At 61.8% G+C, this 13,215-nt stretch carries 12 protein-coding genes; 10 read left to right on the top strand and 2 right to left on the bottom strand.

Going from position 1 to position 13,215, the window contains the following annotated elements; genetic code table 11:
- Positions 1 to 29: 29 nt before the first annotated feature.
- From AFK63_RS06395 to radC, 3 genes are all read left to right on the top strand, one after another.
- Complete coding sequence (locus AFK63_RS06395) at positions 30 to 1,229, top strand: tyrosine-type recombinase/integrase (RefSeq protein ID WP_038858310.1); 1,200 nt, start codon at positions 30 to 32, stop codon at positions 1,227 to 1,229.
- Positions 1,226 to 2,290, top strand: a complete 1,065-nt coding sequence (locus AFK63_RS06400) for a PDDEXK nuclease domain-containing protein (RefSeq protein WP_038858311.1) — start codon at positions 1,226 to 1,228, stop codon at positions 2,288 to 2,290. The genes AFK63_RS06395 and AFK63_RS06400 overlap by 4 nt, the downstream gene beginning before the upstream one ends.
- Before the next feature lie 359 nt (positions 2,291 to 2,649).
- Entirely contained in the window at positions 2,650 to 3,159 is a 510-nt protein-coding gene (gene radC, locus AFK63_RS06405) for a RadC family protein (RefSeq protein WP_007704454.1), read from the top strand.
- Between the two features lie 65 nt (positions 3,160 to 3,224).
- Here radC and AFK63_RS06410 read toward each other — a convergent pair whose 3' ends face one another.
- Entirely contained in the window at positions 3,225 to 5,528 is a 2,304-nt protein-coding gene (locus AFK63_RS06410; protein ID WP_038862326.1) for an ATP-binding protein, read from the bottom strand.
- A gap of 549 nt (positions 5,529 to 6,077) precedes the next feature.
- Between AFK63_RS06410 and AFK63_RS06415 the strand changes: the two genes are divergently transcribed.
- From AFK63_RS06415 to AFK63_RS06430, 4 genes are all read left to right on the top strand, one after another.
- Positions 6,078 to 6,905, top strand: a complete 828-nt coding sequence (locus AFK63_RS06415; RefSeq protein WP_038858312.1) for a DUF932 domain-containing protein — start codon at positions 6,078 to 6,080, stop codon at positions 6,903 to 6,905.
- A gap of 80 nt (positions 6,906 to 6,985) precedes the next feature.
- Positions 6,986 to 9,061 carry a ParB/RepB/Spo0J family partition protein gene (locus AFK63_RS06420; RefSeq protein WP_038862328.1) on the top strand — a complete coding sequence of 692 codons (2,076 nt, stop codon included), beginning with the start codon at positions 6,986 to 6,988 and terminating at the stop codon, positions 9,059 to 9,061.
- Between the two features lie 61 nt (positions 9,062 to 9,122).
- Positions 9,123 to 9,332 carry a hypothetical protein gene (locus AFK63_RS06425; protein ID WP_038858316.1) on the top strand — a complete coding sequence of 70 codons (210 nt, stop codon included), beginning with the start codon at positions 9,123 to 9,125 and terminating at the stop codon, positions 9,330 to 9,332.
- A gap of 775 nt (positions 9,333 to 10,107) precedes the next feature.
- On the top strand, positions 10,108 to 10,422 hold the full coding sequence (locus tag AFK63_RS06430; RefSeq protein WP_038862364.1) for a DUF736 domain-containing protein: 315 nt from the start codon (positions 10,108 to 10,110) through the stop codon (positions 10,420 to 10,422).
- A gap of 312 nt (positions 10,423 to 10,734) precedes the next feature.
- On the opposite strand, the gene AFK63_RS06435 is transcribed toward AFK63_RS06430, so the two are convergent.
- Positions 10,735 to 11,028, bottom strand: a complete 294-nt coding sequence (locus tag AFK63_RS06435; protein WP_071602569.1) for a helix-turn-helix domain-containing protein — start codon at positions 11,026 to 11,028, stop codon at positions 10,735 to 10,737.
- Between the two features lie 287 nt (positions 11,029 to 11,315).
- On the opposite strand from AFK63_RS06435, the gene AFK63_RS06440 reads away from it, so the two are divergent.
- From AFK63_RS06440 to AFK63_RS06450, 3 genes are all read left to right on the top strand, one after another.
- On the top strand, positions 11,316 to 11,663 hold the full coding sequence (locus AFK63_RS06440; RefSeq protein WP_071602570.1) for a DUF2958 domain-containing protein: 348 nt from the start codon (positions 11,316 to 11,318) through the stop codon (positions 11,661 to 11,663).
- Between the two features lie 342 nt (positions 11,664 to 12,005).
- On the top strand, positions 12,006 to 12,776 hold the full coding sequence (locus AFK63_RS06445) for a DUF2285 domain-containing protein (protein ID WP_038858317.1): 771 nt from the start codon (positions 12,006 to 12,008) through the stop codon (positions 12,774 to 12,776).
- A 113-nt stretch (positions 12,777 to 12,889) separates the two neighbouring features.
- The gene (locus AFK63_RS06450) at positions 12,890 to 13,207 is read left to right on the top strand and encodes a helix-turn-helix transcriptional regulator (RefSeq protein WP_038862365.1); all 318 of its coding nucleotides are present in this window, start codon (positions 12,890 to 12,892) and stop codon (positions 13,205 to 13,207) included.
- Positions 13,208 to 13,215 lie beyond the last annotated feature (8 nt).

Raw genomic sequence — 13,215 nt, forward strand, 5'->3', positions numbered from 1 at the left:
TGGAATCCGGGTCGTTCCAAGGAGTCATCATGGCAAAGATCAAGCTCACCAAGACCGCCGTAGAGTCGGCGCAACCCCAGGCGAAGGACATCGAACTACGGGATACCGTCGTGCCCGGCTTCCTTTGCAAGATTACCCCGACGGGGCGCCGGGTGTTCATGCTCCAGTACCGCACGAACTCTGGCCAGCCCCGCAAGCCCTCGCTGGGACTCTACGGGGAACTAACCGTCGAACAGGCGCGGGTCAAAGCGCAGGACTGGCTGGCCGAGGTTCGCCGGGGTGGCGACCCCGGCGGCGCCAAGGCCGAGGCGCGCAAGGCGCCCACAATGGCCGAGTTGTGCAAGAAGTTCATGGAGGACTACTCCAAGAAGCGCAACAAGGTCAGCACGCAGGACGGCTACCAGGGCGTCATCGACCGCAACATCATCCCACTGCTGGGCCGCAAGAAGGCACATGACGTGAAGCGGCCCGACATTGCGGGGCTGATGGAAAAGCTGGCCTACAAGCCGACCGAGGCCAACAAGACCTTCGGCGTGCTACGCAAGATGTTCAACCTGGCCGAAGTGTGGGGCTTCCGCCCGGACGGCACGAACCCGTGCCGTCACGTCCCGATGTACCCGCCTGGCAAGGAAACCCGGCTCATCGTGGACGAGGAAATGGTGCGGATCTTCCGCCAGTTGGAGAAACTGGAGGCGGAGGGGCTGGAGAACTACGTCATCCCGTTGGCGATCCGGCTGCAATTCGAGTTTGCGGCACGGCGCTCCGAAATCTGCCCGCTCGAATGGAGCTGGCTGGACTTCGAGAACCGGCGCGTGGTGTGGCCCGACAGCAAGGTTGGCGGCATTTCCAAGCCCATGAGCGAGGAAGCCTATCGGCTGCTTTCGACGGCGCCGCGGCTGGAAGGCTGCCCTTACGTCCTGCCGTCGCCGAACGACCCGGCGAAGCACCTAACCTTTGGCGAGCACTATGGCGGCTGGTGCCGGACGCTCAAGGCCGCCAGCGTGCCGCACGTTGGCACGCACGGCATCCGTCATCGCTCGACCACCGACATTGCCAATTCCGGTGTGCCGACCAAAGTGGGCATGAAGCTGACGGGCCACAAGACCGTGGCGATGTTCATGCACTACGTCCACACCGAGGACAAGCCGGTGCGCGAGGCGGCCGAGTTGGTGGCCAGCCGCCGCCAAGCCATCACGGGCGCGCGGCAGCTTGCGGAGGCGGTGGCATGAACGGGCGCCGGTCATCAGCAGCATCGCTCGCAGCTCCTGCGGCGCTGCTGGGCGACATTCGGGCACTGATCGAGGCGGCGCGCAAGCGCGCCGCCTCGACGGTGAATAGCGAGCTTACGATGCTCTACTGGCGCATCGGCCAGCGCATCCACACGCAGGTCTTGGACGGGCGCCGGGGCGCCTACGGTAAGGAAGTTCTGCCCACCTTGGCTGCGCAGTTGGTGGAGGAGTACGGCAGCAGCTTTGCAGAGCAGAACTTGCGCCGCATGGTGCAGTTCGCCGCCACCTTCCCCGACGAGCGAATTCTCGTATCACTGATACGAGAATTAAGCTGGACGCACTTCATCGCCCTGATGCCGCTGAAAGACCCGCTCCAGCGGGACTACTACGCACAGATGGCCAGCACCCAACGCTGGAGCGTGCGGACGCTGCGCGAGCGTATCGACTCGATGCTGTACGAGCGCACGGCGCTTTCCCAAAAGCCCGAAGAAACCATAGCGCAGGAGTTGGCGACCCTGCGCGATGCGCAGCGCATGTCGCCGGCCCTGGTCATGCGCGACCCGTACATCCTCGACTTCCTGGGCCTGCGGGACACTTGGCAGGAAGGCGACTTGGAAGCGGCGATCATCCGTGAAATGGAGTCCTTCCTGCTGGAGCTGGGCGCGGGCTTCTCATTCGTCGCCCGGCAGAAGCGCATTCCGATCGACGACGAGGATTTCCACCTTGACCTGCTGTTCTACAACCGCAAGCTGCGGCGGCTGGTGGCGGTGGAGTTGAAGGTAGGTGACTTCAAGGCGGCCTACAAAGGGCAGATGGAGCTCTACCTTCGGTGGCTAGACAAGCACGAACGGGAGCCGGAGGAAGCCTCGCCGCTCGGGATCATCCTTTGCACCGGCAAGAAGCGCGAGCAGATCGAATTGCTGGAGCTGGACAAGTCCGGCATCCACGTTGCCGAGTATCTGACCGCCTTGCCGCCGAGGGGCGTGCTGGTGGAGCGGCTGCAACAGGCAACGCAACGGGCGCAGTTGCAGATCGAGCAGCGCAAGACCGACAACGAGTAGTCCTGTCCCAAGCAGTCGGGCGTCCCGGCGTGCCGCCGTCGCGCTGTCGTGCTGTCGTGCTGCGCATCGAGCTTCGCTGCGCGAGTCTCGCCCCTGTCGGGCTTCCATCACTGACGCCTCCGTCCCGGCTCGTTGATCCGGGCCTGCGCGCTCCGCTTGCCAAAAATCGACTCTGTGCAGTGGGCGGGTGTGGGCGGTCTTGCTGTTCCCTTCACCGTATCACGGCGTTCTCGCCGTCAAGGGCGGCGCGCGCCATGCGCGCTTGCGTCCTGGCGGCCGTCTGCGACCCCTGACTGCTTGCGCTGCGCCGTGCTGTCGCCGGTTCCGGGCAATTCCGCCCGAGCAACCGGAGCACGATCATGTCGCAACTGTCCTTTCCCTCGTTCGATTCCACTCTGCTGGTGCGCGACGCGCATGGGCGCTATCTACCGGCATCGGCCGACGACATCCTGGAAGCTGCGCGCCAGGTCATTGACCGGAAAATGCAGCGCAGAGCAGAGTTCACTTCGCCGGCGGCGGTCAAGGAATATTTGCGTACAAAGTTGGCCAGCTTCGAGCATGAGGTGTTCGCAGTGCTGTTCATGGATACGCGCCATCGTCTGATCGAATACAGGGAGATGTTCCACGGCACCATTGACGGTGCATCGGTGTATCCGCGCGAAGTGGTCAAGGAGGCGCTGCGACTCAATGCGGCGGCGGTCGTCGTTTCGCACAACCATCCGAGCGGAAACCCCGAGCCGAGCGCGGCTGACCGGGCGCTGACCCAGCGGCTCAAGGAAGCGTTGGGTCTGGTGGACGTGCGCGTGCTCGATCACATCATCGTTGCGGGCAACGAAACGGCATCGTTCGCCGAGCATGGGCTGATCTAGCCCAAGGGGGCTTCGGCCCCTTTTTGCTGCGCCTGGTGGCATAGCTATGGCCCTCGGCCTGATGCTCAGGCCGTCGCAACCTGAATCATCTCGTCGTAATGTCTCTTGTCCACCTCTTCCAGCCACTGGAAGATGTGCCCGATGACGCTGTGGCTTTCGCCTGCCAAGTTTTCTGCGGATTCCTCTGTTATCTCAATAACGTCGCTATGTGAATACTTATTGATAAAGCGGTATATTTTTTCTTTAAGCTCTGGTGTCGTGATGGTGCAATCTTTTAGGCCAGCCTCCATCAATTGACTAATGTCGCTTCGCCGCCTTGGATATTTGAAGGTGAAGAACGATTCAACAAGCTTTCGGGCGAGGTTGGCGGTCAAGAACGCCTCATCTCGATTGAGTGTCGTGTGCGCCCTGTATTCGTAGAGCTTCTTGAAGATATAGTGATATTCGGAACCGTAGTTCTTCAGTGAGTCGTCGGCATCCACAAGTTGGGAATGACGAGGGGAGCCAGGTGGCGCATCCAGGCGATAAAAGAAGCAATTCTCGGTGTTGCCTTTTTTGACTCGATTCCTATTGGTGCCAGTGAACCAATCTCTCACTAGCTTAAAGTACGTGAAGTTGTGAGTCAGCACAAAAAGCTGCTTGGCTTCAGTGCATTGCGTTCTCAGGAACGAGTAGGCGTGAAACAAGTGATTAGAATCAAAGCTTGAGACCGGATCATCAACGACGACGATCGTATCCTTGATGTTATTTCCATTTTCTTTGAGCTTCGTGATGAAATAGACAAATGCAATCGCAGTCTTCTCACCTTCGCTCAAATTCCCATCGTGCTCACCAACCCCGTTTCTGATGATCTCATAGCCTTTCTTCTTCTGATTGAAGTTCAGGCAAAGCTCAGAGCGGCCAATGAAGCGATGTAGGATGTCATTGAACTCCTTTGCCCCGACCGTTTCATTCGAGAGCATCGCTTCTATGGCTCCGACCTCTAGACTAATTTTTTCAATTTCCTTATGGTCGTTCTTTGCTTCTAACTCAAGGTCATTGCACTTCTTCTCACTTCCAGCATAGTCAAATTCTTGCACCTCAGCCGCAGCAAAGTGAAGCTCCAGTGCCACCTTGCTTTTTGAGGTCTCAGATTTGAAATTTGAAGTCTTATTGTTGTGCTTTCCGACGAGAGAAACAATCGACTTCAGGATGTCATTGAAATTGGTGACATCGTCTTCAACCACATCCGAGATCTGAATGTCTGTCTTCCCAGGGTCTGTGATCTTGGCCTTCAGGGCTTCCCGCCATCCGTCCATTTGCTGGTCGATCTTTTCAGCAGCAGTTGCGTAGTCGTTTTGAAGCTTCTCTGCCTCGGCCGATAGTTCTTTATAAAACTCGGTCGATGCGGGAAGCTGATTAGCTGGAGCGCCTTGAGATTCAATCCATGTCGCCGCGTTCTGAAGTCGGCTCTGAAACTCCGTGAACTCCTTGCTGAAGTGGGCAGCAAGCGCCTCGGCACGAAGCTGGGTAAACGTAGCGCCGCAGAACTCGCAGGATTGCGAGTCGTGGTTTTTATGGATTTCCAAGCCTGCTTGAACCCATTCGCGGATGTCCGGGTTATCGGTCAGCCGCTGGATTGCTTGATTGACCGCCGTAGTCCCAATCAAATCTCTGATGCGGCCCGCCGCTTTCTTAAAATAGTCCGGCTCAATGGCCGTTGAGGCGAAAGCAATGCTTGGAAGCTGATCTGGCTTGGCGGCATTCGTAAGGTCGATAACCCTCTCATCTGGAAGAACCGACTCCGCCTTGATAATTGTCTCGCCATTATTCTGTATGAAGTTGGAGAGCTTGCGGCGGTCGTAATTCAAGTAATAACTGTCGCTCGTATCAATCGCCTGAAGTCCAAGCTTCATTTTCTTGGCAGCATTGGTCAGGAATTTCTCCAATGACTCACGTTGCTTCTTGATATCGCTTTGCTTGTCGTCGTGAGCCTTCTTTTTCGACTGAAGCTCGCTCTTCAGCTTCTCCAGCTTCTGCAAGTCATCAATCTTCTCTTTCGCAATAAGAAGGATGCTTTTTACGGATTTGTCCCAATCAATGTTCTCATGCACGAAGCGTTGATTGAAAACATGAATATTCAATTGGGATGAGTGGAGTGTGGATTCCGTGATCGTTGAGCCATCCTCCAGAACTACTGAAAATTGGCCCGTGCTGAAGCGGGGAACCATCGAGCGAAGCTCAAAGCAAGAGAATAGATTCGATAGCGTTGACTTGCCTGTTCCATTCCAACCATAGACCAGGTTGTACCGGCCAAACTTTTGGATCTTCGTTCCATTGAAGTCGCTGAAGATTCCGAACTGTTTGAGGCGGTTGATGCAGACAATCATTTCTAGATCTCCGTGTTCTTGCTTTCCCATCATTTGCTTGCGAAACAAATGGTAAACGAAGAGTCCTCTTGCGTCTCCGCTTCGCGGATCGCGCTGCTCCAGGTTCGCTAGTCGCTCATCCCTGGCGGGACTGGCTTTGCCAGCCTTCCGTATCGCTGACGCCTACGGCCCGGCTTCCAGCTTCGGGCCTGCGCGCTTGCGCTTGCCGTGCGGTTCGGCACACAGGGGAGGCCGTTGCCATGTCCAGCCGTCTTCCCTGACTTCATCACCTTGTCCGCGACTGTAGCCCGCGGCCGGGGGCCGTCAAGGCGCGCAGGGCCGTGTCCTCGGCTGCGCCTGCGGGCCGCACCAACCCTGCGCTTGTTTCCTTGACAGCCCCCGTCCGCGCGCTCCTGACCGTCGCGGGCGATGAACTCAGGAAAGACGGTGGCAACAGGGCCAACCGGGTTCCTCGTGCCGACCGCACCGAACAGCCGAAAGGCTGGGCTCCGAATCTAGGAATCCGGTGTGCGGTGTGAACAGCAAACCTCTTTTGTCAGGAGAAAGACCATGCAACTCGCATCCCGTTTCGCTTCCCGCTCCCCCTCGCTGCGCAGCGATTACCCGCTGTCCGACGACCAGATTCACCGCGTGGCCCCGTCCATCTTCGCGGACGCGCCGCACGAGAGCCGTTCGCAGCGGTATGCCTACATCCCCACCGCCGCCGTGCTGACCGAGCTTCGCAAAGAAGGCTTCCAGCCTTTCATGGTGACGCAAACCCGCGTGCGCGATGAAGGCAAGCGCGAGCACACCAAACACATGATTCGCTTGCGCCACGCCAGCCAGATCAACGGCGCGGAGGCCAACGAAATCGTGCTGCTGAACTCGCACGACGGCACCAGCAGCTATCAGATGCTGGCCGGAATGTTCCGGTTCGTGTGCAGCAATGGCCTTGTCTGCGGCAACGCCGTGGCCGATGTGCGAGTGCCCCATAAAGGCGACGTGGCCGGTCTGGTCATTGAGGGCGCTTACGAAGTCTTGAGCGGTTTCGACCGGGTGAAGGAATCGCGCGATGCCATGCGCGGCATCACCTTGGACGATGGCGAATCCGAAGTGTTCGCCCGCGCCGCGCTCGCCCTCAAGTACGACGACCCGGACAAGCCCGCGCCCATCACGGAATCGCAAATCCTGATGCCGCGCCGCTTCGACGACCGCCGCCCCGACCTGTGGAGCGTGTTCAACCGCACCCAAGAAAACCTGACCCAAGGCGGACTGCGTGGCCGCAGCGCCAACGGGCGCCGCCAGCAAACCCGCCCGGTGCAGGGCATCGACCAAAACATCCGACTGAATCGTGCCCTCTGGCTGCTGGCCGATGGCATGCGCCAGTTGAAAGCCTGAATCCCTACGCGGCAAGGGCAGGCAGCAGCCCTTGTCGCTTTCTTCGCTGCTGCATCCCTGAACAGATAGGAGTTATCACCATGAACGCCGTTACCCAAACCGAAGCCCGCGCCATCAACACCGCCGCCGCTATCCCGCTGGAAGCCGCTGATCCGACCAAGAACCTGATTCTGGTTCCGCTGTCGCGGCTGGTGTCGCGCCCCACTGGCCGCAACGTGCGCAAGACCCCGCGCATGTCCATTCCCGAACTCGCCGCCAGCATCCAGCGTGTCGGCCTGCTGCAAAACCTCATCGTGATTGCCGCCGCCGATGGCAAGCATTACGAAGTCGTGGCCGGTGGCCGTCGCCTCGCAGCGTTGAAGCTGCTGGCGAAGAAGCACCGCATCAGCAAGGAATGGGAGGTGCCTTGCCTGCTGGTGGCCGATGGCACCGCACGCACGGCCAGCCTGACCGAGAACGTGCAGCGAGAAGCCATGCACCCCGCCGACCAGTTCGAGGCGTTCGCCGCGCTGGTGGGCGAAGGCCGCAGCATCGAGGATATTGCAGCGGATTTTTCCGTCACGCCGCTGGTGGTGCAGCGCCGCTTGAAACTTGCCAACGTCTCGCCGCGCCTGCTGGCCGACTATCGCGCCGAGGTCGTGAGCCTTGACCAGTTGATGGCCCTTGCCATCACCGACGACCACGCCGCGCAGGAAGCCGCGTTCTACGGTGCGCCGACATGGCAGCGCAGCCCGCACAACCTGCGCGACCGTCTGACCGAACGCGAAATCGACGCCTACCGGCATCCGCTGCTGCGCTTTGTCGGGCTGGACGGCTACGAGCAGGAAGGCGGTGGCATCCGCCGCGACCTGTTCGCGGAGGGCGACAAAGGCGTGTATCTGACCGATGCCGCACTGCTGGAACGGCTGGCGCAAGACAAGCTGGCAGGTATCGCCGCCATGGTGAAGGCCGAGGGCTGGGCGTGGGTGGATGCCACGCCGGGCATGACCCATGCGGATTTGCAAGCCTTCCAGCGTGCTCCAAGGGAACGCCGCAGCCCGAACAAGCGCGACGCGCAGCGCATCGAGAAGCTGCAAACCAAGCTGCACGAACTGGCCGAGGCGGTGGATGCCGCGCTGGATGACGAGGACGAGGAAAAGGCCGATGCCTTGCAGGAAGAAGGCGAACGCCTGGGCGAGCAGTTGCAGGCGCTGGACGATAGCTTGCTGGACTATGCGGCCAATGTGAAAGCCGCAGCCGGTGCCATCGTCACCATCGACCGCGACGGGCAGGCCGCGATTCATCGCGGGCTGCTGCGCGAAGCGGAGGCCAAGGCACTGCGCACGCTGGAACGGCTGCGGCAGGGTTTCGGCAGCGAAGGCGAAGCCGCGAACGAGGACGAAGGCGAAGGCGAGGACGACGAGCAGCCCAAGACCGCCACAATGTCCGACCGACTGGCGCAGCGGTTGAGCGCGCACCGTACCGCCGCGCTGCAAATCGAAGTGGCCCGGCATCCGCAAGCCGCGCTGGCCGCCGTGGTGCATGGCATGGTGCAGACCGTCTTGCAGGAAAGCCACTACGGCCACGAGCTGCCGCTGGGCGTGCGCCTCACGGTGCAAGACCGGCTGGAACGCATGGCCCCGGACTGGCCGGAATCACCCGCCGCCGTGGCGCTGCGCGAACTGCAACAGGTGGCAGGCGAAACCTTGCCGGAGGACAGCGCCGAACTGTTCGCTGCGCTGCTGGCGAAATCACAGGATGAACTGGTGCGGCTGCTGGCAGTGTGCGCAGCTTCCACGGTGGACGTGGTGACGCCTCGCGCCACGCCGCACCAGCCCGGCGCGGAACTAGCGCAGGCCGTGGGGCTGGATATGGCCGCGTGGTGGCAGCCCACCAATGAGGGTTATTTCCGGCATGTGCCGAAGGCAGCGATTCTGGAAGCCGTTGGCGAGTTAGCGCCCTCGCACGTCACCCGACTGGCGAAGTTGAAGAAGGGCGACATTGCCAGCGAAGCCGAACGGCTGGCCGCTGGCACCGGCTGGATGCCCGCCATCTTCCGCACCGAAGGCCCGCAGCAGGCCGGGCAGGACGTGCCTGCGGATGGCGAAGCCGAAGCGCTGGAACAAGCGGCCGCCGTGGCGGATGACCAGCCGCAGGCCGAGGCTTTGGCCGCGTGACTTCGCACCGTAGATAGCGCCCCGGTTCCGGCTGGGGCGCTTCATGTCGAGGATGCCTGCCATGACCCACCAACCCGCAAACCGCCCCCGCATGGCGGCGACCTACGCCTCCGGCACGGTGCGTGCCCGCCGCTGGCATGGCGATGGCGACGTGCGCGGCTACCGTCCGTCGCGTAGCTGGACGGCCCGCGCCGACCTGACCGACCTGCATCCGATCACGGGCCGCGCCTTGCCGCGCGCCGTGTGGTGGATCATCGAAACCAAGGAATAACGAGCCGCACCGGCCCCAAGCCGTTCCGCCTTGGGGCCGGTGGTCAAAACTCCGGGCGCGGCGGTGGCCGCGCCCGGTTTCACTGCTCAAAGTCAAAACGCCCCTTCGCCGCCTTCGGTCAGGCGGCGAAGGGGCCGCGCACAACGGCGCTTGTGCGCGAAGAACCCACGAAGCCAGCAAGTGCTGGCGGCGCATCGCGCCGCCGACGATTCGACCGCGCCCCGCCGCAATGGGCGGGGCTTGCGCGGCTACGCCCCGGCTTGCCGCGGCAGGTTGCACGAAAGCGTGCCGTCCCCGACGCTGGCGGTTCGTTGTCTGTACGTCACGAAGGACGGTTCACCGACACGCCGCCCGGCCTCGCTTCTATGGAGCTTCCACACCACGCCTCAAGCATGTGGCCGCGAGCTGCGGCAGGGGCGCTCTTGCCTTGTCATGGGCATTGACCTGGCCGCGTCAGGGCGCAAGCCGGTGCAGCCGTCACGCGGGATGCCGAGTCGGCCACGTCTTCATTCGGGAGCGGTCGGCCTGTGCGTCCTTGTCTTGTTGTGAATCCTGGCGGTGGCGCGGCTGCGCCTTGGGCTTCATGGCCGCAACCTTGCAGCGAAAACAATTTCCCCTGCGCTGCGCGCATTCCTCGCGGGACAAATTCTTTTCGCTTCCAGGTTCTCCACGATGTTGCGACCGCTGCGCGGTGCGACCAGCCCATCCCCCGCCGGCCGGATCACAACAAGGACGCACTGGCGCGACCTTGTTCAACCCGAAAGGAGAAATCATCATGGCTAACATCGGCACCTTCACCGCAGAGAAAGACGGCTTCACCGGCACGCTCCGCACCCTGACGCTCAACGTCAAGGTCAAGCTGGTTCCCAACGACAAGGGCGACGCCGAGAGCGCCCCGGACTTCCGCCTCCAGGCGGTCGGCCACGACATCGGCGCGGCGTGGAAGAAGACCAGCGAGGCTGGGCGGGATTACCTGTCAGTGAGCCTCGACGATCCTTCGTTCCCGGCAACCGTTTATGCCCGCCTGATCGAGAACGAGGATGGCACGCACGACCTGATCTGGTCGCGCAACAAGCCCAAGGCGGCCTGACAGCCGCTTAGCGCGCCCCGCCCACTGCGGCGGGGCGCGATGCTGCTGATTGCAGCACCGCTCGCGCAGGATTTCTGCCGCTGCCGCGTGCTGGACACGCCCATCAGGGCGGGCCTGCATGGGTGCCTTGTGGCTCGCAATCCGTGTCAACGAGCGATCTATGGCGTGTCGGCGCTGTAAGCGCCGCCGGGCTTTCGGGCTTCGCCCCGTGCCGGCAAGCCGTCACCGCCATACGGCTTCAATCCCTCACGCCTCCGCGCCTGTGGCGCTGCGCGCTCCGCTTGCTGCAATTCAGCGCCACACGCCAACGCGCTACGGCGTGTCGGGCTCTTCCCATAGCGCCCCAAGTTCCTGGCGCACCTGTGCCAGCAAAAGGTCGGCTTCGCGGGTGCTGTCGCCGGCATAAGCCAATGTCAGCAGCGTGAGCGGATGCACTTCCATGACCTCGCACAGATCGGCCAGCTTCTGGATAGTTGGGCTTTTCAGGTCGCGCTCCAGCGTACTCATGTAGGTGCGACTGGACACGTTGGAGAACGCTTCCTGGCTCAAACCACGCGCCTTCCTTACCGTCCGAATCGCCGCTGCCAATGAGTTCTTCGCTGCCACCTATGGTTTCCCCCAAAAACCAAGATGACAGCCCATTGCGCCCTATAGGGCTACAATCTATAGTGTTCATTTGGTGATGTTGTTTTCCTTTTCCGTGCTTTTACAGAGATCCGCATCTGCGGATTTCCTCAGACCCAGGGAACCGCATCCGTGTCTTTCCTGACTTCCACCCATACGCCTTCGTGCCTCTCCGCTTTTGCGGATTGGTGCACTTGCGCATCTGTGCGTCCGTCCGCACGCACAGATGCGCCTCGGCGATTGCGTGTATTCGTGGAAGGGGCGCGACCTTGACCACGCTTGTCACCGAGGAAGACCGGGTGCAGCTGCTGGCCCACGGCCTCACACGCACCACAGGGCAGGAATGCGACCCGCTGCCAGTGGTGCGCCTGTTCACACCGGACGCACATGCGACGTGGCTACTGGCCGCGCTCGATCCGACCGATGGCGATACGGCCTACGGCCTGATCGACCTCGGGATCGGAATGCCGGTGCTGGGGACGGTAAAGCTGTCTGATCTGGCGTCCATCATCGGGCCGCACAAGCAGCCGGTGATGCGAGATCGGTATTTCCAGCCGACGCGGCCGCTGTCGGAATACGTTCGACTGGCTCAGGAGAACGGTTCAATCACCGATTGACACATTCCAGCGCGACCAGGCCAAAAGTATCGCATTGTGACTATTTCGGTCTTAGCCAAGACCTGGCAAGTCTTGATCCGCATGCTTGCACCAGGGTGGTGCACCCCTGACCAAAACAGTCATGATCCCAGGCGCGCGATCCGGCACGGTGTTCAATGCTGCACCCCATTTCCGGGCGGTGCAGTCGTCGCACTTAGACGATTTCAGCAATGCACTGGAGCGAATCTGTCTTGACACCAGCAGCTAAAGCGTAACCCGAGTTTGATGACCACTTGATGGCGATTCGATAGCTCCCGCACAGCGGAATTGTGGCGACGTTCCCAGAAACAGGGAGGTTTCGCCATGACTGACCGCAGCAGCCAACACTGGTATCCCACGGCGGCGTATCTCTACACGCTGCACCTAGATGGCCCGGCGCTGGCTTGGGAGTATTTGCGCAGGAATCCAAATTACCGGCGCGACTGGCTACGCCGGCGTCGCAAGCCAGACGCGGCGCAGGCCTGGGGCCTGCGTCTGCTGGAAGATCCCGGCCTGGATGCGCGCGATGCACATCCTGCTTGGTTCCCCGATCACGATGCCGTGGTGCAGCTATACCCCGACGCCGACCCACCGCCCAATGCGCACACCTTCGAGTTCTGGCGCATTCCTGGGCGCAAGCAACTGACCCACGACGGCAAGCGCCTGGTGCTCGTATCGCATTGGCCAGGCTGCTGCGTTCGGCTGGCACTCGCGCCCGATTTGGAAGAAGGCTCGGCCTACCTCTACGCCGCACGTGCCTGCGCTACGCCCTGTGCGCGCTACCGCACGCTCGCTGCCAAGCTGGATGCGCTATCTGCCGCAACCGTGGCCGCGCCTGTGGCAACAGCCCGCTCTCGCCCCACGCCCGCCGCGCTGCTGGAACTGCATACCTTGCAAGCGCTCGACGCGACCCTCGCGGGAGCCTCCTTGCGCGAGGTGGCCGAAGGTCTGTTCGGCGCGGATGCCGTCGCGGCCGACTGGCAGAAAGACAGTGCATTGCGTGCCCGCGTGCGGCGGCTGGTACGCCGCGGCGATGAGCTGATGCACGGCGGCTACCGCCGACTAGCGCAGCTTCCAATGTTCCCGTCGCATTAGGGGGGGGACGTTTCTCGACCCGTGCGAATCGTCCCTTAGCAAGAAGCCTTGCTTTCTTGAGAGTGCCTCTATCCGGCCGCGTGGTGTGGCCGGGTTTGATGGAGGCACATCCCATGCGACCTGCTCCCTCGCGGCCTGCCGCCGCTGCCGTCACTGCGACCTCGCAGCCTGCCGCCGCTGCCGTCACTGCGACCTCGCAGCCTCAACGCTACCTGACAAACGACGAAGCCGCCGACTACCTGCGGCTGTCGCCGCGCACGCTGGAGAAGCAGCGGGTGATCGGCGGCGGCCCCAAGTTCCGCAAGTTCGGCCGACGCGTCATGTACGCGGTGTCCGACCTCGATGCCTGGGCCGACCAGCGCAGCTACGAGGCCACGTCCGATCCCGAATACGCCGAGCGCCACGCGGGCGACTACCGTGATGGCCGCTGACCGTCGGC

The organism is Cronobacter muytjensii ATCC 51329 (assembly GCF_001277195.1).
Lineage (GTDB): Bacteria > Pseudomonadota > Gammaproteobacteria > Enterobacterales > Enterobacteriaceae > Cronobacter > Cronobacter muytjensii.